The sequence below is a fragment of the Arthrobacter sp. ERGS1:01 genome, from assembly GCF_001281315.1.
In the GTDB taxonomy this organism is placed as follows: domain Bacteria; phylum Actinomycetota; class Actinomycetes; order Actinomycetales; family Micrococcaceae; genus Specibacter.
Map to the genome: position 1 here is coordinate 893,416 of NZ_CP012479.1, position 26,089 is coordinate 919,504.

Consider the following 26,089-nt stretch of genomic DNA (forward strand, 5'->3'; position numbering starts at 1 on the left):
CCTAGCCCTTGACGGCGCCGGCCAGTCCGGAGACAAGCTTGCGCTGGACGGCGATGAAGAAGATGAGCACGGGGATGGTCATGATGACGGAGCCGGCCATGATGGCGCCCCAGTCGTTCTGGTCGGGCTTGAAGAACGTCAGCAGGGCCATGGGCATGGTCGAGTTTTCCTGGGCCGAGATGATGAACGTCTTGGCGAACAGGAAGTCGTTCCAGGTGGAGATGAACGCAAACACCGAACAGGCCACCACGCCGGGGGCAACCAGCGGGAACAGTACCGAACGGATGAAGCGGAAGCTGCTGGCGCCGTCGAGCTTGGCGGCCTCCTCCAACTCCAACGGAACGGCGGCGACGAAGCCGCGCAGCATCCAGATGGCGAACGGGACGCTGAAGCCCACATGGACCAGGATCAGCGAGCCCAGGTGGTTCAGGCCGATCGCGGGGACGTATTCGCCGAAGTTGCGGAACAGGAAGAACAGCGGGATGGTCAGCGCCTCCACGGGCACCATCTGCGCCACCAGGATGATGATGAGCAGTTTGGTGCGCATCTTGAAGTTGTAGCGGGTCAGTGCCACCGCGGCCAGGAACGCCAGGGCGGTGGAGAGCACCACGACGCTGAGCGCCACGATGACCGAGTTCATGAAGTACTGGCCAAAGTTGTTCACGCTCAGCACCCGTGAAAATGAGTCAAATGACGGCGTGAACGTCCAGGGGGTGGAGTCGCCGGCGTCGAGCGCGGTGGCAGGCTTCAGCGCGGACAGCACCATCCAGTACAGCGGGAAGGCGACGACGATCGCGATCAGCACCCCCGCCGTGTTGACGGCCCAGCCCTTGCGGGAGGGGCGACGGCGGGAGGCGGACTTGGCGGGCCCGTCCAGTTTGAGCGTGGTCACAGGACCTCACCATTCCTTTTGAGTAGACGCAGGTAAACAAGGGTGACGACCAGCAGCAGGATCGTCATGATGACGCCCAGGGCCGAGCCGAGCCCGTAGAGGCTGGCGGCGAACGCCTGCTGGTAGCCGTAGACGTTCAGGACCATGTTCTGGCCGGCGATGCCGCCACCGCCGGTCATGATGTAGATCTGGGAGAAGATCTTGAAGTTCCAGATGATCGACTGGATCGTGACGATGATGACGATGGGGCGCAGCATGGGCAGCATGATGTTGGCGAAGATGCGCGGCATGGAGGCGCCGTCCAGGCGTGCGGCCTCGAGGACCTCCGTGGGGATCGCCTGGATGCCGGCGTAGACGGTGACCATGACGAACGGGAAGGAGCACCAGACCACTTCGCTGGCGACCAGCCCGAACGCCGACCACTTCTCATAGGTCCAGGAGTGGTCCACGAACTGGTGCAGGCCCACTCCGGCCAGCATCTTGTTCACCAGGCCCTGGGTGGGGTCGAACAGGAACAGCCAGACGGCGCTGCCGGTGACGGCGGGCGTGGCCCAGGCGCCGAGCGAGACGGCAAAGAGGACGTTGCGCACCCACGGGCGCAGGCGGGTGGCCAGGACAGCGAGGCCGGAGCCCGCCAGCAGGGTCAGGATCACGCACGCGGAGGCAAAGATGACGGTGTTGCCCAGGACCTGCCAGAATTCGGGGTCGGCCATGAGCGCCTGGTAGTTGCCCAGGCCGATGAAGTCCAAGGGCGCGTTGCCGCTGACCTGGTCCTGGCCGTAGTTGTACAGCGAGACGTTGATGAGCTGGAACAGCGGGTAGCCCATGAGTGCGATGAGCACGATCAGGGCGGGCGCCAAATACAGCCAGTGTTCGAACCGGCTCACCCCGCCGCGGCGCTTGACGGGGCGCCGTGACGGGGTGGACGGGCTCGGTTCCTGCACGGATGGCGTGGCGGGAACGGTGCTTTGGATACTCATGTGCGGTCTACTTGGTCTCGAAGATCTTGTTCATGGCTGCCGTGGCGTCCTTCGACGCCGTGGCGACGTCGGCCTTGCCGGTGACGATCTGCTGGTACATGTTGGTGAACAGGCCCTTGGCGTCGACGGTGGACCAGGTGGAGGTGATCGGCACGAAGTTGGTGCCGGCGGCGATGGTGTCGATGAACGGTGCCACGTAGGGGTTCTTCAGTGCAACGCTCTTTTGCACGTCGGTGAAGGTGGGCAGGTTGCCCATGGCGTCGAACATGGCCTGCTGGGACTTCTTGCTGGCCAGGGCCTGGACGAAGTCGTTGGAGAGGGTGCGCATCTTGGTGCTCTTGAAGACGCCCAGGTTGTTGCCGCCGGCAAACGCCGGGGCGACGGAGCCGGCGGTGACGCCGGGGACGGGGACGACGGCGAACTTGTCCTTGAACTCACTGGCCGCGATGGCCTTGTAGTTGAAGTCGCCGCCGATCGTCATGCCGGCCTTGCCGGCGATGAACTGCTGCACGCTGGCGTTGCCGCCAAACTGTGCGCAGGTCTGCGCCGGGCAGATGTCGTCTTTCAAGAGGTTCGTGTACGCGGTGATGCCGGCCTGGGAGGCCGGGGTGTCCAGCTGTGCCGTGAACTTTCCGTTGCTTTCGGTGGCGATGGCGCCGCCGTTGGCCCACAGGTACGGCATGGCGGAGAATTGTGCCGCACCGCCCACCGAGATGCCCAGCATGTCCGGGTTCTTGGCACGGATGGCGCGGGCAGCGGTTTCAATGCCGGCCATGGTCTTGGGGACCTCGACGCCGGCGGCCTTGAGGATGTCCGTGCGGTAGTACAGGGCGCGGACGCCGACAAACCACGGCACGCCGTAGTTCTTGCCGTTGATGGCGGTGGTGGCGAGGACCTTCGGATCCAGGTCCTTGCCCTCGTCCCAGGACTTGATGTTGCCGGTGATGTCGGCGAGGCCGCCGGCGGCAACATAGCTGGCCAGGTCGGTGTTGCCGAACTCGGCAACGTCGGGGGCGCTGGAGGGATCGTTGAAGGCGGCCTTGAACTTCTCGGCCCGCGTGTCGACGGGGATGTACTGGACGTCCACCTTGACGCCCGAGTGGGCTGCCTCAAAGTCCTTCACGGTCTGGTCGACGACGGCGGACTTGGGGGCCTGGTTGACCTCGGAGAACAGCCAAACGCGCAGGGTGCCGGCCTTTTCGTCCTGGCTTGAGGCGGCGTTGTTCGACGTGGGCGGTGCGCAACTGGTCAGGGCCAGGGCAGCCAGGGCGGCTACGGCAAGGGTGCGTGAGAATTTCACGGGTCCTCCAAAGGATGATGGTTGGGGCCGGGCGATCCAACGGATTCGCAGCGGGCATGAGATGACCTTAGGAGAGCGGCTTGTGTGGGATGAAGCACCATCTGGGAAAGTTTCAACATGCAAAATCTATATTTGTTATTTGACACATCCGGCTTTCCTGTGATTTGCCTGGGTGCATGAAAATGTGTCAAAATCCGCGTCATTCCGGCCAAGTGGGCCCGTGCCCTAGGCTGGAGGCATGACTGCTGCCGCCGTGACTTTGTGCTTCCTGCTCCGCACCCGTGCCGGGGGCGAGGAGGTGCTGCTCGGTTTAAAGAAGACCGGCTTTGGTGCCGGCAAGGTGGTGGGGGTGGGCGGGCACGTGGAATCGGGGGAAACCACGCAGGAGGCCATCTGCCGTGAGGTCATGGAGGAATGCGGCATTGCCGTCGCCCAGGCCGATCTTATTCCCGCCGGGACCGTGGACTTCGTGTTCCCCGCCAAGCCGGCCTGGGACATGGCCACCACCGTCTACCTGTGCCGGAATTTCAGCGGGCAGGCGCAGGAAAGCGATGAAATTCTGCCACATTGGTACCCCGTGGGGAAGTTGCCGCGGGCACAGATGTGGGCCGACGCCGTCCACTGGCTCCCGGCCTTCCTTTCGGGGGAGCGGGCGCACTGGCGGATCGAGATGAATCCGGACAACGAGACTGTGGCGGCAAGTACCCGGACGCTCATCACCTAGCGGCGCGTTTACTGCTCCCGGCTCAGGGTTTGGCGACGGTGAGCAGCAGCGTGGAGTCCTCGAGTGCGCTGACGGAGTGCCGGGCCACGGGCACCACCAGGTGGTCTCCCGCGGATCCCTCCCAGGACACCTCGCCGGCCGTGAGCACCACGCGCCCGCCCAACACCTGCAAGGTGGCCTCGCCGGGGTTGTCGTGCTCGTCGAGCATCGACCCGGCCGTCATGGCAATGACGGTTTGGCGCAGTACCCTCTCATGGCCGCCAAAGACGGTCCGGGCGCTGCGCCCGCTGGTTCCGGCCCGGGCGGCATTGAGCAGTTCACGGGCAAGGGCTGTCAACGATGACTTTTCCACGGCGCTCCTGACGAAACTTCCACGGCTGCCGGTTGGCCCGGCAGGTAATTCATCCCACCATACAGTCAGCCCCGGCACAACGGGCCGGGGCTGACTGTATTACAAAAGGCGCCATTCTCCAGGGCGTGCCTAGTCGATGTGGCGCTCATCCACGCCGTTGTAGGCACTCAATGGGCGGATCAGGGAGTTCGAGGCGCGCTGCTCCATGATGTGCGAGGTCCAGCCCGTGATGCGCGAGGCAATGAAGATCGGCGTGAACATGTCCGTGTCAAAACCCATCAGGTGGTACGTGGGCCCGGCCGGGTAGTCGAGGTTGGGCTTGATGGCCTTCGCCTCGTCCATGGCCTGCTCCAGCCCGTCGTACAGCCCCAGGATCTCGGGCCGGTCAAAGTGCGCGATCATCGCATCGAGCGCACCCTTCATGGTGGGCACGCGGGAGTCGCCGTGCTTGTAGACGCGGTGGCCGAAGCCCATGACTTTCTTCTTCTGGGCCAGCGCCTCCTCCATCCATGCCTTGGCGCGGGCGGCGGCGTCTTCGCGGGATTCCTCCTTGCGGATGCCGATCTCGTCAAAGGTGTGCATGACGGCCTCGTTGGCTCCGCCGTGCAGCGGCCCCTTGAGCGCCCCGATGGCACCGGTCACGGCGGAATGCAGATCGGACAGGGTGGAGGTGATGACCCGGGCGGTGAACGTGGAGGCGTTGAAGGAGTGCTCCGCGTACAGGACCATGGAGACCCGGAAGGCGTCCACCACCGCGGGGGCCGCCTCCTCGCCGAAGGTCATCCACAGGAAGTTCGCCGAGTAGTCCAGGTCCTCCCGCGGCTCCACGAGCGCCTGGGAACGGCGTCGTCGCTGGTCGTAGGCGACGACCGAGGGGAACTGCGCAAACAACGACTTGGCCTTGTCCAGTTCCGCCGCGGGCGAGGAGTCCTCGGCGAGCGGGTGGTTGGCGCCCAGCACGGACACCGCGGTGCGGGCCACGTCCATGGGGTGGCAGTCGAGGGGCAGCAGGTCGATGGCGGCACGGACACTGCTGTCCATGGAGCGGTTGGCCCGTTCAAAGGCGCTGAACACTGTCAGTTCCGACTCGGTGGGCAACTCGCCGGTCCAAAGCAGCAGCGCCACCTCCTCAAAGGTCTTGGCAGCGGCCAGTTCCTGCACCGGGTAGCCGCGGTACAGCAACGAGTTGGAGTCCGGGTTGACCTTTGAAATGGCCGTATAGTCCGCCACCACTCCGGCCAGCCCCTTGCGTACGACTTCTTCACTCACAGTTGGATCTCCCTTGTCCCACAAGAACTTGTCTTAGAGGTTAGCGTTGTTGTTGCCGATGTCCAGGCCGGGAACCTGGAAATTAAAGATGCCTGTATCAAATCGGTTATACGCCTCGTAGTCCACCAATTCATAGAGGCGGGCCCGGGTGAGCATGTCCGGGACCGCCGCCTCCTGTGTTCCGTGCGCCGAAATGGCGTCAAGGACCCTCTCGGCCGCACCCATGGCGCTGCGCAGCAGGGTCACCGGGTAGATGACCATGGCCACTCCGGCGTTGGCCAGGGCATCCCGGGTGAACAGCTCGCTCTTGCCAAATTCCGTCATATTCGCCAGCACGGGCACGTTCACGGCATTGGCGACGGCCTCAAATTCGGAGACGTCCTTCATGGCCTCCGGGAAGATCGCGTCGGCGCCGGCGTCCACCAGGGCCTTGGCCCGGTCGATCGCCACGGCCAGGCCCTCGACGGCGCGGATGTCGGTGCGCGCCATGACCAGGAAGTTCCCGTCGCGCCGGGCGTCGGCCGCTGCGGCGATCCGCTTGACCGCCGTGTCCAGGTCCACCATGTTCTTGCCGTCCAGGTGGCCGCAGCGCTTCGGGTTGAACTGGTCCTCGATGTGGCAGCCGGCCAGCCCGGCATTCTCGAGTTCCTGGATGGTGCGGGCCACATTCATGGGTTCGCCGAAGCCGGTGTCCGCGTCGATCAGGCACGGCAGGTCCGTCATGCGGGCAATCTGGCCGCCGCGGGCCGCCACCTCGGTCAGCGTGGTCATGCCGATGTCCGGCAGGCCAAGATCATTGGCGAGGACCGCGCCGGAGATGTAGACGCCGTCGAACTTCTTTTCCTCGATGAGCCGGGCCGAGAGCGGGTTGAACGCGCCCGGGAACTGCACGGCCGCGCCGGGGACCAGCATGGCGCGCAGGTCCCGGCGCTTCTGTTCCGGCGTTTTCTTTGAGTACAGCATTTAGAACAGGCCCCTGGGTGCGTTGGCGAGGTCGACGACGCCGGGGGCTGCGGTGATGTTCAGCTGGCCGAGTTCGCCGGCGGCCAGATGGGGCAGATTCTCCGCGGCCGCGATGAAACGGTCAATCTCGGCCGGCTCCACGAGGCCGGCGGCCAGGGTGCGGAACTTGTTGATGTACTGGGCGCGGGCGAACGGCCGGGCGCCCAGCGGGTGGGCGTCGGCGACCGCGATGGATTCGGTGATGAGCGTGCCGTCGTTCAGCGTGATCTCCAAGGTGCCGCCGAACGCCTTTTCGGCAATGTCGAGGGAGTGGTAGCGGCGCGTCCATTCGGCGTCCTCCTCCGTGGTGACCTTGTGCCACAGTTCCACGGTGTCGGCGCGGCCGGCACGCTCGGGGGAGTAGGAGTCTACATGGTGCCAGCGTCCGTCCTGCAGGGCCACCGTGAAGATGTACGGGATGGAGTGGTCCAGGGTTTCCCGCGAGGCGGTGGGATCGTACTTCTGGGGATCGTTGGCGCCGGAGCCGATCACGTAGTGCGTGTGGTGGCTGGTCTTGATCAGCACGCTGGCAACGTTGGCGGGGTCGGTGACCTCGGGGTGCTCGCCGTGCAGCTTGCGGGCCAGGTCGATCCACGCCTGTGCCTGGTATTCGGCCGAGTGTTCCTTGGTGTAGGTGTCCAGGATGGCCCGCTTGGCTTCACCGTCGGCCGGCAGCGGCACGGTGTAGGAGGCATCGGGGCCGTCGAGCATCCAGGCGATGACGCCGTCCTCGCCCTCGTAGATCGGCACGGGTGAGGTCTGCCCGCGCATGGCGCGGTCGGCGGCCTCCACGGCCATCTTGCCGGCAAAGGCGGGGGCGTGGGCCTTCCAGGTGGAGATCTCGCCCTTGCGGGACTGGCGGGTGGCCGTGGTGGTGTGCAGGCCCTGGCCCACGGCCTGGAAGATGGTCTCGACCTCGAGGTTCAGCAGGGTGCCGATGCCGGCGGCCGCCGAGGGGCCCAGGTGCGCCACGTGGTCGATCTTGTGCTGGTGCAGGCAGATGGCTTTGACGAGGTCGACCTGGATTTCGTAACCGGTGGCGATGGCGCGGACAAGGTCCGCTCCGGACGCGCCGGTGTGCTGGGCGACGGCGAGGATCGGCGGGATGTTGTCGCCCGGGTGGGAGTATTCTGCGGCCAGGAAGGTGTCGTGGTAGTCCAGTTCACGGACGGCCACACCGTTGGCCCAGGCCGCCCATTCGGGGGAGACCTTCTCCGTGATGCCGAAGACGGAGGCGCCGGCGCCTCCCGTGGACGGGGCGTGGGTCAGTGCCTGCGCACGGGCTGCGACGATGGGCCCGCGGTTCAGGGAGGCGATCGCGACCGAGGCGTTGTCGATGACGCGGTTGATGATCATGTCGGTCACCTCCGGGGTGACGGCAACGGGATCGGCGGCAACTTTGGCGATCTTGAAGGCAAGCTGGTCCTCGCGGGGCAGCTTCTCTTCGCTCTTGTACACGCGGACGTTGTGTTGGATAACCATGGGGATTCCTTTTCAAACGGTGGGAAGAATTGTTTCGTACATGACGGGTCAGGGCCCGGACGGGGGTGGCTCCGCGGGGCGGGAGGCGAGCAGGTGGCGCAGGCTGTTGTCCAGGTGCACGGTGGTTGCGGCGCTGGCGACGGCGGCGTTGCCGTTCGCGATGGCCAGGGCGATCGCGGCGTGTTCGCCGGCGGCATCGCGGAGCCTGGCCGGATTGTCCTTGGAGAGCCTGCGCACGCGCACCAGGTGCACCCGCAGGCTCTTCAGCGCCTGGGCCAGGTAGTGGTTTCCGACGGCGGCGTCAATGGCGCTGTCCAATTCTCCGGCCAGCCGGTAGTAGTCGTACCGGGTGGGATCGTCGTCCGTGATGAGCCGGCCGGCGTCATTGAGTTGCTCATACAGGTCCCGGAACACCGCGGGGTCACGGCGGACGGCCGCCAACTCCGCCGCCCGGCATTCCAGCGCGGAGCGCAGTTCAAAAAGCTCGCCCAGATGGTCCAGGGAAATCTCGCTGACCACCACGCCGCGCCCACTCTGCGGCTCGGCCAGGCCCTCGGCGCTGAGCCGTGCAAGGGCCTCGCGAACGGGAGTGCGGGAGACGCCCAAACGGGCGGAAAGTTCCACCTCGGCCAACACCGTGCCCGGCGGCAGGCGCCAGTCCACAATGTCGCTGCGGAGGGTGGCGTAGGCCTTCTCGCTTGCCCGCATGCGCGCCTCCTTCGGGTGTGGGTGGTCCGGTGCCACCAATTCCCTCAGTGTATACAGAGTTGGGGTAATCGGGAATGGAATTCAAGGAACTATCCAAGAATTCATCAATTTGTATACATGAGTCGAGGGCTGCGGGGGCGGAGACGCTGGAGAGTGGCCGTCCTCCCGGAGTACGCGCGGGGCCCGGCAGCTGGTGCGGTGCCGGGTCCCGCGCGGGGTCCTGCTAGATAGCCTGGCGGCGGAAGGCTGCCAGCGGATTCACGAGTGTGCCGGCCTTTTGGAGCCCGCCCGACGGGTCGGCCAGATCCAGCATGTTCTGGTTGTTGCGCAGTTGCAGGCGGTTCAGGCAGGAGAGCTCAAAGGTGTCGGCGAAGAGGTCGTGCCGGGCAAAGGAGGCGGCCAGTTCCGGGTGGTCGTCCTGGTATCCGTGCACCACCGCCGCCACGGTGCCCCAGAACGCCTCCTCGTCGAGGAGCCCGTCCTCGACCATGATGGCGGACAGGAACCGGAAGATGCAGTCAAAGACGTCCGTGAAGACGGCCAGCACCCTTTCGTCCTCCGGGATCGCCGCCTTGATGCGGGACACCTCCCCGGGGACCTCGACGGCGTCGCCCATCAGCACGATCTCCTCGCCGATGTCCTTCATGATGGCCCGCACCGGCACGCCGTCGGCAAACTCGAGGATTACGTTTTCGCCGTGCGGCATGAACGCGAGCTCGTAGCGGAACAGGCAGTGGACCACGGGCACCAGGTAGGCGTGGAGGTAGCGCCGCAGCCATGCGGTGGCAGCTAGCCCGGAGCGGCGGATGAGGGCACTCACGAACGGCACGCCGTCGGCGTCCACATGCAGCAGGGACGCCATGGTGGCCAATTGCCGGCCCGGGCCCAGCAACGGCAGCGGGCTTTCACGCCACAGCGCCGAGAGCATCTTCCGGTACGGGGAGCCGGACCCGGCGGCCGCCTCGTAGTAAGCGTTGTGGTAGCCCAGGGCGGCCTTTTCGCGCAGCATGGCCAGGCCATGGTGTTGCAGGGTGGGGTCCTGTTCGATGAGGGTGGACAGCCAGTCGTTGATGGCGGGGGTGGCCTTCATATATTGCGGGGACAGTCCGCGCATGAAGCCCATGTTCAATACCGACAGGGCCGTCTTGACGTAGCAGCGCTCGGGGACGGAGGTGTTGAAGAACGTCCGGATGGACTGCTGGGCCTGGTAGTGGTCGGCACCCGAACCGAGATAGACCACGTGCCGCAGGGCGATTTCCGCGGCAAAGGTGACAGCGATCTTGTTGCGCCACTGCCAGGGGTGGACCGGCATGAGCAGGAAGTCCCGCGGATCCAGGCCCTCTTCCGACAAACGGCTGTCGAAGCCGGCCAGGGCGGCGGCACCCAGCTCGGCCTCAAGATGGGCCCGGTAGTCCAGGCCCGCGCTCGCGGTGAAGACGGCCTTGCTGCGATGCACGGCCACCCAGTCCAGGTGCACCGGCGCGGCGGCCTCCGGGGCGTAGGCGAGGTAGTCGTCGATGCCAAAGCCAATCCGGCCGTTGTTGGCCACAAAGCAGGGGTGGCCCTCCGTCATGGCGGCCTCGATCGCCTGGAAGTCGGCCGCGGGGTCGGCCCCGCCGCTCACGCCGCGGACCAGTTCCACGGATCCGGGCCGTGCGGCGTGCTGCTTGTACGCGTGGCTGGCGAGGGTGCTGACGACTTCCTCCACATAGGTGGGCAGCGCATCCTCGCCAATCCCCAGGGACCCGCGGAATTCGAGGATGAACTCCAAGGCGTCCAACGGCAGCTCGACGCCGGATCCGCGCCGGGTGCGCCGGATCGACGCCGCGTCGATTGCCCAGTGGTCCAGCAGCAGGAGGCGGGCCTGGAAGCGGTACTCGACGGCGCCGTCGTCGCTGGCCAGCAGGTAGCCGGCTGCGGGCACGGGCACCGGGGTGATGAGCCGTTCGTGGGCGAACTCGGCCAGCGCCTTGCGGACCAGGTGCCGGTTGGCTGTGGCCCAATGCCCGGCGGTGAGGTGTGCGACGGCGGCGGCCGACGGTGAGGAGGGTGCGGTGGGTGCGGCGGTGTCCGCCGGCAACGCGGCCGGGGGGATGCGGAACGGGTCGGTCAGGGTGGCGGTCATGGGGTTTGCTCCTTGCGCGGGGATGAAGTGATGAGGTGGCGGCGGGCGTCGTTGAACGTCCGGCGGGTGCATACGCTCAGCCGGGCCTCCTTGTCCGGCAGGCGGATCAGGGCCTGGTGGCGGAAGCCGAGGCGGGCGTTGAGTGCCTGGATCTTGTGGTTGGCGGCGTCCGGTTCCACCACCACGCGGTCCACGGCGGGATCCTCGAAGAGGTGCCCCAGTACGGCCGTCATGACGGCGGTGGTGAAGCCCGGGCGCGGGTGGTCCGGCGGCGAGACCAGCAGGTGCATGCCGACGTCGCCCGGTTTCGCGGCGTAGAGTCCGTAGAGGGGGGACCGGGAGGGGTCGTAGCGTTCCATCAGGAACACCGGAATCCCGTCGTCCAGGCCGAGCAGCGCCGTGTGGTGGCCGGATGCCTGGATGCCTTGGTATTCGGCGGCGACGTCGACCACGGAGGCCGACTGCATGCCCCAAAATCTGGCGTAGTCGCGGGTGACCCAGGAGTGCAACAGGGGCGCGTCGGCAACTGCATCAACAGGACGGAAGGTGAATGTCATGCCGTCACCACAGCCCGCTGCGGCACGCCAAAGTGTTGGAAGGCGATGCCGCGCTCCACGGGGTACACCTCGCGGCCGGTGATGGCGCGGATGATGCAGGAGTTGCGGTAGGCGGCCATGCCAAGGTCGGGGGTGACGAAGCCATGGGTGTGGAGTTCGGCGTTTTGGACGAAGATGTCCTCCGCCACGGCACCAACGCCGTAGTTGCGTCCCACCTCGAAGCGGCCGGCCGCATCGCGGCGGATCCGCCCGGCAATGCCGGCCAGGAACGCCGGTTCCCGGTAGGAGTAGCCGGTGGCCAGCACCACGGCGGCACTCTCCAGGGTGAAGTCCGCCCCGGCCTCGTGGTGGTGGAAGTCCAGCGTGTGGGTTCCCGGCTCCGGGTTGTGGGCGGCGCCGGTCAGTGCGGCGTTCGTGAGCAGGGAGGTGCGGACGGGGCCGGCCACGCTCTTGGTGTACAGCAGCTCATGGATGTCGTTGATGAGCTCCGCGTCGATCCCCTTGTAGAGGTTCTTTTGCTCGGCATTCAGCCGGTCACGGGTCTGCGGCGGCAGGGCATGGAAGTAGTCCACGTACTCGGGGGAGGTCATCTCCAGGGTCAGCTTGCTGTACTCCAGGGGGAAGAACCGCCCGGACCGGGTCACCCAGTTCAGCTGGTAGCCGTGGACGTCGATCTCGGAAAGGAGCTCGTGGTAGATCTCGGCCGCGCTTTGCCCGCTGCCCACGATCGTGATGCTGGGCTGGCGCACCAATTCCTCCCGCCGGGCCAGGTACTCGGAGTTGTGCAGCACCAGCCCTCCCGCATCGGTGATGCCGGCCGCAGCCTCGGGGATGTGCGGGGACGTGCCGGTGCCCAGCACCAGCCGGCGGGCGCGGACCACCTCGGGGCCGCCGGGCCCCTGGCAGTGCAGCTCATACACGCCGTTGGCGAAGGTGACACGGTTGACATCCGTGCCGAAGCGCACGTTGGGGAGCTGGCCGGCCACCCACTGGCAGTACTGGTTGTATTCGGCCCGCAGCGGGTAGAAGTTCTCCCGGATGTAGAACGGATACAGCCGCCCGGTTTCCTTCAGGTGGTTCAGGAATGAGTAAGGCGAGGTGGGGTCAGCCAGGGTCACGAGGTCGGCCATGAACGGTACCTGCAGGTGCGCCGACTCGAGCAGCATGCCCGGATGCCAGTCAAAGCCCGCCCGGCGTTCCAGGAACACCGCGTCCAGCCCGTCCACGGGCGCGGCCAAGGCGGCCAGGCCCAGGTTGAAGGGGCCCACACCGATTCCGGCCACGTCGTGGATGTGGCCCGGGGTAGTGGTTGTCATCCCCGCGTTCATGCCGCGACGCCCCGGGTGTTCAGGGCGGCACCTGTGCAGCGCAGCAACTCGACGATCTGGCGCACGTCACCCAGCGTCGTCTCCGCATTGAGCAGAGTGAATTTCAGGTAATGCCTGCCATCGACCTTCGTTCCGGCCACCACGGCCTCCCCTGAGGCAAAGACGGTGGAACGGATCAATGGATTCAGCCGGTCGGCGTCGGACTCGGACGTCCCGGCAGGGCGGTACCGGAACACCAGGGTACTCAGCTCCGGGCCGGCCGCGAGCTCGAAGTCGGGATCGGCGGCCAGGTCCCTCCCGACGCCGGCCGCCAGGTCGATTGCCTCGTCAAAGAGCGCGCCCACCCCGTCGGCGCCCATGGTGCGAAGCGTCAGCCACAGCTTGAGCGCGTCGAAGCGGCGCGTGGTCTGGATGCTCTTGTCGACCTGGTTGGGCACCTTGGCCTGGGCGGCGCTTTCCGGATTGAGGTAGTCGGCGTAGTACGTGACGTGGCCCAGGTTGGCGCGCTCGCGGACAAGGATGGCGCTGGAACTGACCGGCTGGAAGAACGTCTTGTGGTAGTCGATCGTGACGGAGTCGGCCAGTCCGATACCGTCAATCAGGTGTCGGTGGCGGCCCGAGACGATCAGCCCGCCGCCATAGGCGGCGTCCACATGGAACCAGGTGCCGTGGGCTCGGCTGAGCGCGGCCACGTCCCGGAGCGGGTCGATCGTGCCGAAATCGGTGGTGCCGGCCGTGGCCACCACCACCATGGGCACCAGGCCCGCCGCATTGCACCGGGCAAGCTCGACGGCCAGCAGGGCCGGGTCCATGCGTCGGTTCTCGTCGCAGCCGACGTCGACGACGGCGTCGTACCCCAGGCCCAGCATCGACGCCGATTTGCGGATGCTGAAGTGGCTGGCCCCGGACGTGAATACGCGCAGGCGCTCCAACAGGGCGGGCAGGCGCAGCCCGGCATTCGCGGGGTCCCGGCGCAGCCGGGCCACGGCGTGGTTGCGGGCCATGAGCAGCGCCTGGAGGTTTGATTGCGTGCCGCCGCTGGTGAACACGCCGTCGCTGTCCGGGCCAAGACCCAGGCGGTCGGCGGTCCAGTCGATGAGCCGCCGCTCGATCATGGTGGCGCCGGCGCTTTGGTCCCAGGTGTCCATGGAGGAGTTCACGGCGGACAGCACGGCCTCGCCCACGAGCGCCGGAATGACGACGGGGCAGTTCAGATGGGCGGCGTATTTGGTGTCGTGGAAGTAGACGGCGTCGCGCAGGTACAGCGTTTCAAGTTCCGCCAGGGCCGCGGTGGTGTCCTCGAGCGTCTGCTCAAGATCGACGGCGGCCACCAACTCCGCCAGCTCGGCCGGCGTCGCGCCGGTAAAGGGTCGGGTGGTGCGGGCCACCGTGGCGGCCACGAGGTTGACGCCCTGCAGGACCTCGGTGGCGTAGCGGTCGGAATTGCCTGAGTTGAAAAGGTGGTTTCCGGCGGCCAGGGCCCGTTCCACCCCTGAACCGAATTCCAGCTCGGCGGTGGGGCGCTCTTGTGTGGCGGGCAGAAGTTTCACGAAGGGAATCCTTGCTATCGGTAATGGCTGACAAAGTGAGTTAGCACAGCCTAGCCTTACTTAGGATTACCTTTACGTCAAACTAATGTGATTTAATTGGTTAAGAATTACGGGATGCCCTAGGGTGCCCCTAAGTAGGGCGCCAACACCTCCGGCACCGGCGGAATTTCGGCTCAGCGATTCCAGCGGTATTCGTTTTCGGGCCGTCCCGGCGTCCCGTAACGGGCCGAGCGCAGCACCGTGCCGGTATCGGCGAGGTGCTCCAGGTAGCGCCGTGCCGTCACGCGGGAAACGCCCAGCGGGTCCACGAGTTCGGTGGCGGAGACCGCGCCCGGCTGGTGGCGGACAAACTCCGTCACGGCCGCAAGGGTGGGTGCCGACAATCCCTTTGGTAGCGGCAAATCGGTGGGCGTGCGCAGGCTCGCGAAGGCCTGGTCCACGCCGCTCTGGGACGCCTGGCTGGCTTGTTCGGCCAGATGCCGCCGGAATTCCAGGTAGCCCGAAAGCTTGTCCGCGAACGTGGCAAAGGTGAACGGCTTGATCAGGTACTGCACGATCCCGGCGGAGATCGCACCGCGCACAATGGCCAGTTCCCGCACGGCCGTGATGGCGATGATGTCCACGGCAAACCCTGCCGAACGGATGCGCCGGCTGACGTCCAGGCCGTGGAGGTCGGGCAGGTTCATGTCCAGCAACACCAGGTCCACCGGGGTGCCGGCCTCGGCCGCGTCCTTGAGTGCGTGCAGGGCGCCCTGCCCGTCGTGGGCCGTGGCGGCCACCGTGAAGCCGTCCAACCGCTCCACATAGGCGGAGTGGGCGGCGGCCGCGATCGCTTCGTCGTCCACCACCAGGACCCGGATGTCGGGGAGGTCAGCGGCCATGGTCGGTTTCCTTCTGGGGGTTGGATGTGGTGCGGGGGAGCGGTGGCAGGGCCACGGTGAATTCGGCGCCGGGGGTGCTGCGGACGGTGAGAGTGCCGCCCAGCCGGCGGACGGCCTGCTGCACGAGCGCCAGGCCGATCCCGCGGCCATAGCCGTCGGCGCCCTTGGTCGTGTACCCCTTGTGGAACAGCCGTTCGGCTGCTTCGGCGTCCAGGCCCGGGCCACTGTCGGAGACCCGCAGGAGCGTGCCTGCCGCCGTCGTATCCAGGAACACCTCCACCCAGCGGGGCAACGCACCGGCGTCGGCGGCGTCCATGGCGTTGTCGATCAGGTTGCCCAGCACGGTCACGGCGTCGTGGGCGGACAGGGTGCCGGCCGCCCCGCCGCCGTCCACCCGCACCCGGAGCTCGATGCCGCGCTCGGAGGCCTGGGAGATCTTGCCCATCAACAAGGCGCTGATGACCGGCTCGTCCACCGTGTTCAGGACGTCGTCGGCCAGCTGCTGGGTCATGGCGAGGTCCGCCGTGGCAAACTCCAGCGCCTGCTCAGTGCGCCCCAACTCAAGCAGCGAAACCATGGTGTGGATGCGGTTCGCGTGTTCATGGGTTTGGGCGCGCAGTGCGTCCGCGAGGGTCTTGCTGGAGCGCAGTTCGTCGTCGAGGGCCTGCAGTTCGGTGTGGTCGACCAGGGTGGCGACGGAGCCGACGGACCGTTGCCGACCGCGCCTGGACGGGCCGGGCTCGACGGCGGGCTGCTGGCTGACCACCAAAAGATGCGTGTCCGTCAGGTGGAGTTCCTCCTCGGCGCGCCGCCCGCTGGAGAGCAGCTGTGCAAGGCTTGGCGTGAGGTTAAGCTCCGAGAGCGCGGGGATGCCGGGGCGTTCGCGCCGGGTGGGAATGCCCAGCAGTACGGCGGCCTGATCGTTGTACATGACGAGATCGCCCCTGCCGTCCACCAGCACCAGGCCGTCGTGGACCGAGTGCAGCACGGAGTCGTAGTAGACGAACAGGCGGGCCAGCTGTTCCGGACCCCAGCCCAGGGTCACCCGGCGCAGGTACCGGCCCAGCAGCCAGGACGCGAGCGCCCCGGCCAGCAGCATGACCACGGCAAACCCGGCAATGGACGGCAGCTGGGCGTTTAGGGCCACATCGAGGTTGCTGACCGTCACGCCCGCCGCCACCAGCGCCACCACCGTGCCGGCGGCGTCCTTCACGGGCGCCACGGCCCGCACGGAGGGACCCAGCGTGCCCGCCGTCGTCTCGGTGAACGTGCGCCCGGCCAGTGCCGGGGCAATCGTGCCGATGTACTGCTTGCCGATCTGGGCCGGGTTGGGGTGGGTCCACCGGGTCCTGTCCGGGGCCATGATGGTGATGAAATCGGCGCCGGCATCGGCCGTGACGCGCAGCGCGTACGGTTCCAGGGTGGCCGAGGGATCGGCCGTGCCGGCCGCCTGGACCACCAGCGGGTTGTCGGCAATGCTGGAGGCCAGCGTCACCATCCGCTGCCCGGCTTGGGCGTAGCTGCGGGACTTGGCATCCAGGAACGCGGCGCCGCCAACGCCCGCCGTCAGCAGCAGCACGAACACCAGGTTTGCAGCAAACAGCCGCCGGGCGATGCTCCAATTCCTGAAGCCCATCTGCCGCCTTTCCAGTGTTGTGGTGTGGGTCCCCGTGACCAATATGAACGCAAGGGTGATTGATCTCACAGCTCGGGGCAATCTTATGTGAGGCGGATCGCACACCGCACCACCAATGCTAAGCACAAAGGAGTGACAATGAGCTCTCAAAGAAGAGGGTCCCAGACCGAGGCGCCCGTCCGGCGTCGGGGTTTGGACAAAACCCACTGGCTGTACCTGGCGGTCATCGTGGCCGTGGTCCTTGGCGTGGTGGTGGGCCTGGTGTTTCCCGGGAAGACCGGATTTGCCGCATCGCTGAAGCCCATGGGCGACGCGTTCGTGAGCCTGATCAAGATGATGATCACGCCCATCATCTTCTGCACCATTGTCCTGGGCGTCGGCTCCATTGCCAAAGCCGCCACGGTGGGCAAGGTGGGGGGCCTGGCACTGGCCTACTTCACCGTCATGACCACGTTTGCGCTGGGCATTGGCATGGTGGTGGGCAACGTCATTCCCATCGGTTCGGGCCTGCACCTGCAGGACGCCGTCTACAAGGCAAGCGCCGAGGCCGGCTCCACGCAGGACTTCGTTCTGGGCATCATTCCCACCTCGCTGTTCTCGGCCCTGACCAGCGGTAACATCCTGCAAACCCTGCTCGTGGCCCTGTTGACGGGCTTCGCGCTGCAACGGCTCGGCAAGTCCGGCCAGGCCGTGCTGACCGGGATCGCCCACGTCCAGGCGGTGGTGTTCCGGATCCTGGTCATGATCATGTGGACCGCCCCGATCGGCGCCTTTGGTGCCATCGCCGCCGTCGTCGGCGTGACCGGCTGGGCCGCAATCGGCTCGCTGGCCCTGCTCATGGTGGCGTTCTACCTGACCTGTGCGCTGTTCGTGGTGGTGGTCCTGGGCTTGATCCTCAAGCTGGCCACCGGGTTCAACATCTTCAAGCTCATGCGCTACCTGGGCCGTGAATACCTGCTGATCGTCTCCACCTCATCCTCCGACGTCGCCCTGCCGCGGCTCATCGCCAAGATGGAGCACCTGGGCATCTCCAAGCCGGTGGTGGGTATCACCGTCCCCACGGGCTACTCCTTCAACCTGGACGGCACGGCCATCTACCTGACCATGGCCTCCCTGTTCATCTCCAACGCCATGGGCGTCCCCATGAACCTCGGGCAGCAGATCGGCCTGCTGGTTTTCATGGTCATCGCCTCCAAGGGCGCAGCCGGTGTCACGGGTGCCGGGCTGGCAACGCTGGCCGGCGGACTGGCCTCGCACCGCCCGGACCTGGTGGGCGGGGTGTCCTTCATCGTCGGGATCGACCGGTTCATGTCCGAGGCCCGCGCACTGACCAACTTCACCGGCAACGCCGTGGCCACCGTATTGATGGGCACCTGGGTCAAGGAGATCGACGCCGACCAGGCGCACCGGGTCCTGGACAAGCAGGATCCGTTCAACGAGGAATCCATGCTGACGCACGACGCCGGCACACCGGTTCCGGCGCCCGCAGCGCCGGAGCGTGAGCTCGCCGCTGTATAGCAAACCCGGCCCCGCTGAAGGGACACATCTCCGCGGCAAAAACTGCAACAACTGTTGAGAGCCCAGATAATCCCTTGGATTATCTGGGCTCTCAACAGTTTTGAAGGGGATTATCTGGGCTCTCAACGCGGGTTGAGGTGTCCCTTCAACTTTTGAAAGTGGGTGGTGTCCGGGCTGGAAGGCTTGCCGGACACCACCCACGGCTTCGTGCCACCATGGTCGGATCCTTCTCCGGCCTAGTGGGTGCTGCGACGTCGGCGGGACGCGCCGATCGCGATCATGCCGGCCAGCAGGGCCAGCAGCGCCCCGCCCAGCATCAGCGCGGAGTTCGACCCCGTGCTGGCCAGGTCCCCGGGAGCTGCTGCAGCTGCCGGCGTGGAGGGCGCGGCCGTTGCTGACGCCGCCGCGGAGACGGCCGGACTCGCCGTCAGGGTGGCACTTGCTGAGCTACTCGCCGCCGGTGCCGTGGTGGCCCCGGCGGTGGGGTCGGTGGTCGGGTCTACTGTGGGCTCAGCCGTCGGGTCAGCTGTGGGATCGACCGTTGGGGTAGCTGTGGGATCGACCGTTGGGGTAGTTGGGGTAACTGTCGGGTTGGTGGTTGGGTTCACCGTGGGGTCGATTGTCGGGTTCGTGGTCGGTTCCAGTGTCGGCTCCGCTGTCGGTTCGGTCGTCGGCGGCGTGGTGGGTTCGACCGTGGGCTCGGTCGTCGGAGTGGCGGTGGGTTCCACCACCGCGGCAACCGTGACCGAGCCAAAGGCCGCGAGCGTGCCGCTTGCGCCCTGGACGGTCACCAGGTGGTCTCCGACGGCAAGCCCGGCGGGCACTGTGAGCGGCGCATTGCCGAGCGCATCCGTGCGGATCCATCCCGTGGCGCCGTCAGCTGCGGTGCCGGCAACCGACGCCCTCGCCAGCGGAGAACTCGTCAGGGGAGAACCTGTCAGGGGGGAAGCTGCGCCCCGAACCGGCTCGTGTACTGCGGCAAAGAGCCAGGTGTTGGCCGGCAGCTTGTGCAGCGTCAGGTACGCACCGGCGTCGAACTCGGTGGCCGGGATGCCCAGGTCAACTGGTGAGGTGGCCGGCAGGGTTGCCGGGTCCGTGACGGTGACGGCGGTGGCCGGTGCCGGATCGGGCGCCGTCCAGGTGACCCCCTGGGTGTGGAAGTAGTTGATGCCTTCGATTCCCAGGCGGCCGCCGAGTTTGCCGGCGCGCTTGCTGAAGTCCGTGTAGCTCTTCACCGACTGCGGCGACCAGCCCACCTCGGCGGTGGCCAGGGTGCGCGGGTACTGGTATTCCTCGGTCTGGTCCATGCCGCGGATCCATTCGCCCCACTGGACGGTTTCCACGCCGAGGATCTTGTCATCGCCGATGCCGGGCAGGTAGGTGGCGGGGTCCCAGTCGTAGTGGTTTTGCAGCGTGCATCCGCCGCCACCGCAGGCCCACGTGCCGCCGGCCGTCTCGGACGGGTCCTGCTTCTGCGGGATGTACGTCTTTTCGGCGGGGGAGAGGATCACCTTGGCGTTGTTGGCCAGTACCCGGGTGGCGGTGGCTTGGCGGTCACCGTTCCAGTACTGGACCACGGAGTTGGCTGGCAGGGTTGCCGCGGCGGACTCGTTCCAGCCGATCATGGTCTTGCCCAGGTCCGTGACCTGGCCCGCAAAGGTGGTCACCATTTTCTGGTACTTGTCGGACGGGGTGGAGTGCGACTCGTCGCCGCCAATGTGGATGTACGGCCCCGGTGTCATGGCCGCCAGCTGGGTCAGGACCTGCTTGGTGAACTCGTAGGTGACGGGGCTGTCGGCGTCGTAGCCGGAGTTGCCCACGTCGCCGGTGCCCTGTGCGGGTACGGTGGCCTCGCCGGCTTGGGGCTTGGGGACCGAACCGGCAGAGTTCAGCTGCGGGATGGCGTGCAGCGCGGCCGTGGTGTGGCCGGGCATGTCGACCTCGGGCACCACCACCATGCCGTTTTGGCCGGCGTAGCGGACGATCTCGGCGAAGTCGGCCTTCGTGTAGTAGCCGGTGTGGCCCAGTTCGGTGCCCATGAGGTTCCCGGACCCGTCGTACGTCATGGCGGTCTTGCCGGAGATGTCGGTCAAATCGGTGTATTTGATGCCCGAGGGGTTCACGGCCGGCTGGTCCATGGCGATGCGCCAGCCTTGATCGTCGGTGAGGTGGATGTGCAGCCGGTTGAACTTGAACTGTGCGGCGTTGTCGATGTGCGCCTTCATTTCCGCAACCGTGTAGAAGGAACGGGCCACATCGATCTGGATGCCGCGGTATTCATAGCGGGGGTAGTCGCTGAGCACCACGCCGGGGATGGTCCACGGGGTGGCGACGGGCGTCTTTGACTCGATCCACTGTGGGAACAGCTGGCGCAGTGTTTGCACGCCGTCCAGGGCGCCGGCCGCCGTGTTCGCGGCGATCTTCACGCCGCCGGCGTCGGCCTGCAGCGTGTAGCTTTCGGGCTTGTCCGCGGAGGAGTCTGGGGCCACGGACAGTTCAACGTCATGGCTCGACGCCGGGCCGGCGGTCACGGGCAGGGCGAACCCGGTGCTTGCGCGTGCCTTGGCGGCGAAGTAGTTGGCCGCGTCGACGGCGGCTCCCGTGGCCACGATCCGGCTTCCGGGCACCAGCTCGAAGGTGCCCTTGTCTGTGGGGGCCGAGGCGACGGGGGCCGGGACCAGGGGAAGGCTGTCAGGGACCACGGGTGCCGGGGCGCCGTAGATTTCAAATTCGGAGATGGAATAGCCGAACGTCGACCAGCGGCTCGAACCCATCATGCGGATGAATTTGGCATTGGCCACGCCCAGCGCCACCTCGTCCGTGCGGCCCGGACCCGTGGTGGACGTCATGGACTTGGCCACGGTCCATTGGACGCCGTCGAGGGAGGTTTCCAGCGTGTAGGCCCGTGCCGCGGCGTTGGGCCACACCAGCTTGACGTGGTCGATGGGGCCGGCCGCCGCCAACTCCACCTGCAGCCAGGTGGAGTTCACGTAGTCGGAGGACCAGCGGGTGGCCGTGTTCCCGTCAATGGCCAGGGATGCCGTGTTGTTCGGTAATGCGGGTTCCACGCTGGATGCCGTGGCCTTGCCGGTCAGCGCCAGGTTGACCGGTTGGGGCGCCTGGGCGGGGACGGTGATGGGGGCGGCCTGGGCCGGTGCGGGGGCCAGCGTTGCCGGCAACACTGCCGCAAACAGGCCCAGGGCTGCGGCGGCCGCCAAGCCCGCCGCCGTCGTTCTTTTCAACGGTTTCACTATGGTTGGTGCCTTTGTTTGGGTGGACCGCGGGAGGCATCCTCGGATGGGTGGGTGCCTAGCTGATGAAGCGTTCGACGGCGGTCTCCGGGCGGACACGTTCGTCCGCCGGAATGTCTCCGGCGAAGGCAAGCCACTGCGAGAACTTGTCGCCGCGGGCCACCAGCTGGCCGTACATGGCCCGGCGCATGGCACGGACCTGGGATCGGTAAGCCGGAACGTCGATCACGTTGTTCAGCTCATCCGGGTCGGCGAGCATGTCATAGAACTCGTCAATGCCCTCCGGGTTCGCAATGTATTTCACTTCCTTGTTGCGGATCATGCGCTGCGCGTACGGGAAGTGGTGGCCGTGGAACTCGCACACAATGTCCTCGCGCCACCCGTCCACCTCCAGCCCGGCCGCCAGCGGAAGCAGGGAGCGCCCCTGCACGCCGGACGCGTCGGCGCCGGCAATCTCGTGGAAGGTCGCGGTGAAATCCAGCAGCGAGATGAAGCGGTCCTCGCGGCGTTCGATTTCGCCGGGCAGGGCCAGGATCGCCGGAATCCGGTAGATGTCCTCGTACATGGCGGGGCCCTTGTCATTGAGCCGGTGGGCGCCGGTGAACTCGCCGTGGTCCGCCGTGAACATGACGGCCGTGGAATCGCCCAGGCCAAGCTCATCGAGGACGGCGAGGATGCGCCCCACCTCGTGGTCGATCATGGACACATAGCCCCAGTAGACGGCCGTGAGCTTCTTCCATTCCTCCACCGTGAAGCAGTCGGTGGACCAGTACTCGGCGTAGGTTTGCTGCACCATGGGCTTGCCGTTGAAGGTCTCCGCAAAGGATCCCGGCAATTCCACCGTGTTGGGGTCCACCATGTCGTACCACTGGCGGGGAATCAGGTACGGCAGGTGCGGGCCGAAGATGTGGCAGGAGAGGAAGAACGGGGTGCCGTCCGCCGCCAATGCCCCGGCGGCGAATTCGCGCAGCTTGGAAATGGTCTGGTCCGCCAGGAACGCCTCGAAGGTGGCCTCCGTGGGCTGGTCCGTCACCCCGGCAATCAGGTGGCCCTGGCTGCCGTCCGACCGGGTCGTGTAGACGGGGTTGGAGATGTGGAAGTCCGGGTGGTCGTTGGCTTTGAGCCAGTCCTCGTAGCCGGGGTCGTCGAAGACGTTCAGGGCGCCGGGCAGGTGCACGCCCTCGAAACCGTAGTGTTCCGGGCCGCGGTCCTTGCCCACATGCCATTTGCCCACATGCCCCAAGCGGTAGCCCTGCTCGATGAGGGCCGCCGAAAACGTGGGAAGCCCGTCGGGGAGTTCCTCGCGGTGCCCGGAGTTCCACTCGTAGTTGGCCAGCAGGCCGTGTTCGAACGGTTGCAGGCCCGTGAGCAGGCTGGCGCGTGCGGGCGTGCAGATGGCCGTGGGGGTGTAAGCCCGGTCAAAGGTCGTGCCGCGGGCCGCCAGCCGGTCAAGGTTGGGGGTGTGCTGGGAGGTGTTGCCGTAGCAGCCCAGCGTGTCGATGCGCTGCTGGTCGGTCATCAGGAACAGCATGTTGCGACGGGTGCCGGTGGAACCGGAATCCGGCCGTGCGGGGGTTGGTGCCTGGGATGTCATCGCTGCCTATACCGTCGCCGTGCTCACGTAGAGCTCGGCGTTGTAGAACGTCTTGGGGTCGACGACTTCCTTGATCTTCTCCGCCGCCTTGAACTGTTCCTGCAGGCCCGTCAACCAGGTGTAGATGGCGCCCTTGGCTGAGAGCTCATCCAGTTCGGCGGACGTGAACAGCTTGGCGACGCCGGCCTGGGCCTTCATGTCCTCCTCCTTGAGCTTGAGGAACTTGGCCGTCACGGCAACCGTGGCGTCCTGGTTTGCATGGCGGTAGTCATTGGCGCTCTTGACCACGGAGATGAAGCCCGTGGCCAGCTCCTTGTCCTTGGCGGCCCGGCCGGGACCGGCCACAAAGGTGGAGGGGAACGTCAGCTGGTCGATGAAGTCCGCGTTGGAGAACAGTTCCACGAGGTCCGGCTTGCCCTTCTTGGCGCTGTCGATCAGCGGGTACCACAGGGCGGCGCTGTCGATCTGGCCTGAGGCGAAGGCGGCAACGATCGTGGGCGGGTCCATGGAGGTGATCTGGAAGTCCCCACGGGTGAGTCCCTCCTTTTCCAGCGCCAGGGTGAACAGCTGGTCGCCCGAGGTGCCGGCCGGGATGCCGATCTTCTTGCCCTTGAGGTCCGCCAGGGATTTGATACCGGGCTGGGCGATGATCCTGTCCGCATTGGAGACGGAGTTCACGGCCCAGATTTCCGCCTTGCCCGACGCCGGCAGCCACAGTGCGCCGGAACCGATGTAGGCCACGTCGACGTTGTTGGTGCCCAGTGCCTGGATGGCCAACGGCCCGTTGGTGAACGGCACGTACTTGGGGGACAGGCCGGCCTTGGCCCAGTAGCCCTGCTGGTCGGCAACGGCCATCAGGCCCGCGCCGTTGTAGTCGGCAATGTAGCCGACCTTGATCTCCACGGTCTTCTTGCCGTCGGCGCCAACCTGGTCCTTGGCACCGCAGGCAGCCAGCAGCGAGATGGCTGCGGCTCCGAGGGAGAGCTGGAGGGCATTGCGGCGGGACACGGTTTTGGACATGGTGGTCTCCTCAAAGTGGGTGGTTTTCCCCGGAAGCGGGGCAATGCGGTGATGAAGAAGGGCAAATGCTGGGGATTGCCTATTCGTCGGCGCCCTTGGCGTTGGGCTGGTGGTAGACCGCTTCCCATACCTGGGCGCGAAGCCGGGCGAACTCGTCGGAAAGCCGCATCTCCTCCGTGCGTGGGAACGGCAGGTCCACCTTGATCTCCTTGTAGATCCGGCCCGGCTGGGCGGCCATGACGATGACCCGGGAGGCAAGGAACACGGACTCGTCAACATCGTGGGTGACGAACATGACGGTGCGGCGTTCCTTGGTCCAGGTGTCCAGCAACTGTTCCTGCATGTGGACGCGGGTCAGCGCGTCCAGCGCGCCGAACGGTTCGTCCATGAGCAGGATCTCGGGGTTGACCGCGTAGGCCCGGGCAATGGCGCAACGTTGCTTCATGCCGCCGGAAAGCTCCTTGGGCAGGGCCTCGGCGAAGCGGCTCAGCCCCACCAGCTCCAGGTAGTGGTCTACGATCCGGCGGCGCTCGCCGGCTGGCACCTTCTTCAACTGCAGGCCGAACTCGACGTTCTTGCGCACGCTCAGCCAGGGGAAGAGCGCGTATTGCTGGAAGATGACGCCGGTGCGTGGGCTGGGGCCATCCACCTCGCGGTCGTCCACCATGACGCGGCCGCTCGTGGGTTCGAGCAGGCCGGCGGCGCCGTTGAGCATGGTGGATTTTCCGCAGCCGGAGGGGCCCACGACGGTGACGAACTCGCCGTCGGCAATGTCGAGGCTCACGCCGTCGAGCGCGGTGAAGGTGGAGCCGCTGAGCGTGAATTCCTGGCGCAGGTTTTCAAAGCGGATCATGGCGTTTTGGGTAACGGTGGTCATGGGGAGTCCTTAGCGTCGTTCTTGCCAACGGGTGAGGCGGGCCTCAACCAGGAGCAGCAGGCGGTCCATGATCAGGCCAAGGATGCCGATGGTGATGAGGCTGACGAAGATGGTGGGCATGTCGTAGAACTGCTGGGCCTGTTGCATGCGGTAGCCCAGGCCGTTGGGGGCGGCGATGAGTTCGGCGGCCACCACCGTGGCCCAGCCGGCGCCCAGGCCGATGCGCATGCCGACCAGGATGAAGGGCGACGACGCCGGCACCACCACGCGGGTGAAGATCACGAAGCTGTTGGCCCCGAGCACGCGGGCGGCGTTGATGAGCGTCTTGTCCACGCCCACCACGCCCTGGTAGGTGGAGATGACGCAGGAGAGGAACGCGGCCAGGAAGATGACGAAGATCTTCGGGGTTTCGCCGATGCCCATGGTCACCATGGCCAGCGGAATGATGGCCAGCGGGGGAATGGTGCGGAAGAACTGCACATAGGGCTCGATGATGGCCCGGCCGATGGAGTACCAGCCCATGAGGAAGCCGATCGGCACGGCCAGCAGGCTGCCGATCACGAAACCTGTCAGGACGCGGGCCAGTGAGGCGCCGATGTCATCGGCCAGGGTGCCGTCGGCAATGAGTTCACCGGCCCGGGTGGCGACTTCCCCCGGTCCGGGCAGTCCCACGAGCCCGGTCCCGGAGACGAGGGCCCATGCGCCGATGCCCGCGGCGACCGATGCGGCGTTGATGGCCAGCATGGCCTTGCGGGAGAGTTTGCCGCGTCCGGTGCGGGGCTTCTTCCGTGCCGGCTTCCCTGCCGGGGACAGGTGTCCGGGGGAGTTGCCGTGCGTCGGGTGGTCCGCGGGTGCAAGCGCGGATTGAGATGGGGAGAGGGAGGAGTTTGGTGCCATGGGTAGAACCGTATGGCGCGGGTCACTTCGTCGTCAAGAGTATTTATGTAAATAGTCTTGCGTTACTCGATATGACGTTGTTACGGAAGACATCCTACCTTGTGAAATGCCGCCCGAAGGCCCCGTGCGCCGAGTCTGACCGAGCG

General features: G+C 66.4%; 21 protein-coding genes. 2 read left to right on the plus strand and 19 right to left on the minus strand.

The window, feature by feature from the left end:
* Position 1 precedes the first annotated feature (1 nt).
* The 3 genes from AL755_RS07905 to AL755_RS07915 form a co-directional block, all read right to left on the minus strand.
* Positions 2–805 carry a carbohydrate ABC transporter permease gene (locus AL755_RS07905; RefSeq protein ID WP_445290506.1) on the minus strand — a complete coding sequence of 268 codons (804 nt, stop codon included), beginning with the start codon at positions 803–805 and terminating at the stop codon, positions 2–4.
* An 83-nt stretch (positions 806–888) separates the two neighbouring features.
* A complete protein-coding gene (locus AL755_RS07910) occupies positions 889–1,872 on the minus strand; it encodes a carbohydrate ABC transporter permease (RefSeq protein WP_082369012.1) in 984 nt (327 codons plus the stop codon).
* Positions 1,873–1,879: 7 nt separating this feature from the next.
* Positions 1,880–3,172, minus strand: coding sequence for an extracellular solute-binding protein (locus tag AL755_RS07915; protein ID WP_054010538.1), 1,293 nt, complete (start codon positions 3,170–3,172; stop codon positions 1,880–1,882).
* 238 nt (positions 3,173–3,410) lie between these two features.
* Here AL755_RS07915 and AL755_RS07920 point away from each other — a divergent pair, with 238 nt between their 5' ends.
* Positions 3,411–3,896 carry an 8-oxo-dGTP diphosphatase gene (locus AL755_RS07920; protein ID WP_054010539.1) on the plus strand — a complete coding sequence of 162 codons (486 nt, stop codon included), beginning with the start codon at positions 3,411–3,413 and terminating at the stop codon, positions 3,894–3,896.
* A gap of 22 nt (positions 3,897–3,918) precedes the next feature.
* Here AL755_RS07920 and AL755_RS07925 read toward each other — a convergent pair whose 3' ends face one another.
* From AL755_RS07925 to AL755_RS07975, 11 genes are all read right to left on the minus strand, one after another.
* The gene (locus AL755_RS07925; RefSeq protein ID WP_054010540.1) at positions 3,919–4,248 is read right to left on the minus strand and encodes a cupin domain-containing protein; all 330 of its coding nucleotides are present in this window, start codon (positions 4,246–4,248) and stop codon (positions 3,919–3,921) included.
* A 129-nt stretch (positions 4,249–4,377) separates the two neighbouring features.
* Entirely contained in the window at positions 4,378–5,517 is a 1,140-nt protein-coding gene (locus AL755_RS07930) for a bifunctional 2-methylcitrate synthase/citrate synthase (RefSeq protein WP_054010541.1), read from the minus strand.
* 33 nt (positions 5,518–5,550) lie between these two features.
* Positions 5,551–6,480, minus strand: coding sequence for a methylisocitrate lyase (gene prpB, locus AL755_RS07935; protein ID WP_054010542.1), 930 nt, complete (start codon positions 6,478–6,480; stop codon positions 5,551–5,553).
* The gene (locus AL755_RS07940) at positions 6,481–8,001 is read right to left on the minus strand and encodes an MmgE/PrpD family protein (RefSeq protein ID WP_054010543.1); all 1,521 of its coding nucleotides are present in this window, start codon (positions 7,999–8,001) and stop codon (positions 6,481–6,483) included.
* Between the two features lie 48 nt (positions 8,002–8,049).
* On the minus strand, positions 8,050–8,709 hold the full coding sequence (locus AL755_RS07945) for a GntR family transcriptional regulator (RefSeq protein ID WP_054010544.1): 660 nt from the start codon (positions 8,707–8,709) through the stop codon (positions 8,050–8,052).
* A 223-nt stretch (positions 8,710–8,932) separates the two neighbouring features.
* The gene (locus tag AL755_RS07950) at positions 8,933–10,834 is read right to left on the minus strand and encodes an IucA/IucC family protein (protein WP_082369013.1); all 1,902 of its coding nucleotides are present in this window, start codon (positions 10,832–10,834) and stop codon (positions 8,933–8,935) included.
* Positions 10,831–11,391 carry a GNAT family N-acetyltransferase gene (locus AL755_RS07955; RefSeq protein WP_054010545.1) on the minus strand — a complete coding sequence of 187 codons (561 nt, stop codon included), beginning with the start codon at positions 11,389–11,391 and terminating at the stop codon, positions 10,831–10,833. Before AL755_RS07955 ends, AL755_RS07950 begins: the two co-directional genes overlap by 4 nt.
* Positions 11,388–12,707 (minus strand): lysine N(6)-hydroxylase/L-ornithine N(5)-oxygenase family protein, encoded by a 1,320-nt coding sequence (locus tag AL755_RS07960; protein ID WP_054010546.1) that lies wholly within the window; start codon positions 12,705–12,707, stop codon positions 11,388–11,390. Before AL755_RS07960 ends, AL755_RS07955 begins: the two co-directional genes overlap by 4 nt.
* An 8-nt stretch (positions 12,708–12,715) precedes the next feature.
* The gene (locus AL755_RS07965) at positions 12,716–14,269 is read right to left on the minus strand and encodes a pyridoxal phosphate-dependent decarboxylase family protein (RefSeq protein WP_054010547.1); all 1,554 of its coding nucleotides are present in this window, start codon (positions 14,267–14,269) and stop codon (positions 12,716–12,718) included.
* Positions 14,270–14,442: 173 nt separating this feature from the next.
* A complete protein-coding gene (locus AL755_RS07970; protein WP_054010548.1) occupies positions 14,443–15,150 on the minus strand; it encodes a response regulator in 708 nt (235 codons plus the stop codon).
* Entirely contained in the window at positions 15,140–16,786 is a 1,647-nt protein-coding gene (locus AL755_RS07975; RefSeq protein ID WP_054010549.1) for a sensor histidine kinase, read from the minus strand. The genes AL755_RS07970 and AL755_RS07975 overlap by 11 nt, the downstream gene beginning before the upstream one ends.
* A 138-nt stretch (positions 16,787–16,924) precedes the next feature.
* Here AL755_RS07975 and AL755_RS07980 point away from each other — a divergent pair, with 138 nt between their 5' ends.
* Positions 16,925–18,304 carry a cation:dicarboxylate symporter family transporter gene (locus AL755_RS07980; protein WP_054010550.1) on the plus strand — a complete coding sequence of 460 codons (1,380 nt, stop codon included), beginning with the start codon at positions 16,925–16,927 and terminating at the stop codon, positions 18,302–18,304.
* 236 nt (positions 18,305–18,540) lie between these two features.
* Here the strand turns inward: AL755_RS07980 and AL755_RS07985 are convergent, their stop codons facing one another.
* From AL755_RS07985 to AL755_RS08005, 5 genes are all read right to left on the minus strand, one after another.
* Positions 18,541–21,555, minus strand: coding sequence for a family 20 glycosylhydrolase (locus tag AL755_RS07985; RefSeq protein WP_160318872.1), 3,015 nt, complete (start codon positions 21,553–21,555; stop codon positions 18,541–18,543).
* A gap of 58 nt (positions 21,556–21,613) precedes the next feature.
* Positions 21,614–23,149, minus strand: coding sequence for a sulfatase-like hydrolase/transferase (locus tag AL755_RS07990; protein ID WP_054010552.1), 1,536 nt, complete (start codon positions 23,147–23,149; stop codon positions 21,614–21,616).
* A gap of 6 nt (positions 23,150–23,155) precedes the next feature.
* Entirely contained in the window at positions 23,156–24,169 is a 1,014-nt protein-coding gene (locus AL755_RS07995) for an aliphatic sulfonate ABC transporter substrate-binding protein (protein ID WP_054010553.1), read from the minus strand.
* Positions 24,170–24,248: 79 nt separating this feature from the next.
* Positions 24,249–25,046 (minus strand): ABC transporter ATP-binding protein, encoded by a 798-nt coding sequence (locus AL755_RS08000; protein ID WP_054010554.1) that lies wholly within the window; start codon positions 25,044–25,046, stop codon positions 24,249–24,251.
* A gap of 9 nt (positions 25,047–25,055) precedes the next feature.
* Positions 25,056–25,943: an ABC transporter permease gene (locus tag AL755_RS08005; protein WP_237762630.1), complete on the minus strand. Its 888-nt coding sequence runs from the start codon at positions 25,941–25,943 to the stop codon at positions 25,056–25,058.
* Between the last annotated feature and the right edge of the window lie 146 nt (positions 25,944–26,089).

What these genes read in the sequence shown, in the direction of transcription:
- AL755_RS07970 (WP_054010548.1), bottom strand. Translation starts at nt 15,150, where the DNA reads ATGGCCGCTGACCTCCCCGACATCCGGGTCCTGGTGGTGGACGACGAA.
- AL755_RS07990 (WP_054010552.1), bottom strand. Translation starts at nt 23,149, where the DNA reads ATGACATCCCAGGCACCAACCCCCGCACGGCCGGATTCCGGTTCCACC.
- AL755_RS07910 (WP_082369012.1), bottom strand. Translation starts at nt 1,872, where the DNA reads ATGAGTATCCAAAGCACCGTTCCCGCCACGCCATCCGTGCAGGAACCG.
- AL755_RS07980 (WP_054010550.1), top strand. Translation starts at nt 16,925, where the DNA reads ATGAGCTCTCAAAGAAGAGGGTCCCAGACCGAGGCGCCCGTCCGGCGT.
- AL755_RS07995 (WP_054010553.1), bottom strand. Translation starts at nt 24,169, where the DNA reads ATGTCCAAAACCGTGTCCCGCCGCAATGCCCTCCAGCTCTCCCTCGGA.
- AL755_RS07955 (WP_054010545.1), bottom strand. Translation starts at nt 11,391, where the DNA reads ATGACATTCACCTTCCGTCCTGTTGATGCAGTTGCCGACGCGCCCCTG.
- AL755_RS08005 (WP_237762630.1), bottom strand. Translation starts at nt 25,943, where the DNA reads ATGGCACCAAACTCCTCCCTCTCCCCATCTCAATCCGCGCTTGCACCC.
- AL755_RS07945 (WP_054010544.1), bottom strand. Translation starts at nt 8,709, where the DNA reads ATGCGGGCAAGCGAGAAGGCCTACGCCACCCTCCGCAGCGACATTGTG.
- AL755_RS07920 (WP_054010539.1), top strand. Translation starts at nt 3,411, where the DNA reads ATGACTGCTGCCGCCGTGACTTTGTGCTTCCTGCTCCGCACCCGTGCC.
- AL755_RS07950 (WP_082369013.1), bottom strand. Translation starts at nt 10,834, where the DNA reads ATGACCGCCACCCTGACCGACCCGTTCCGCATCCCCCCGGCCGCGTTG.
- AL755_RS07940 (WP_054010543.1), bottom strand. Translation starts at nt 8,001, where the DNA reads ATGGTTATCCAACACAACGTCCGCGTGTACAAGAGCGAAGAGAAGCTG.
- AL755_RS07975 (WP_054010549.1), bottom strand. Translation starts at nt 16,786, where the DNA reads ATGGGCTTCAGGAATTGGAGCATCGCCCGGCGGCTGTTTGCTGCAAAC.
- AL755_RS07960 (WP_054010546.1), bottom strand. Translation starts at nt 12,707, where the DNA reads ATGACAACCACTACCCCGGGCCACATCCACGACGTGGCCGGAATCGGT.
- prpB (WP_054010542.1), bottom strand. Translation starts at nt 6,480, where the DNA reads ATGCTGTACTCAAAGAAAACGCCGGAACAGAAGCGCCGGGACCTGCGC.
- AL755_RS08000 (WP_054010554.1), bottom strand. Translation starts at nt 25,046, where the DNA reads ATGACCACCGTTACCCAAAACGCCATGATCCGCTTTGAAAACCTGCGC.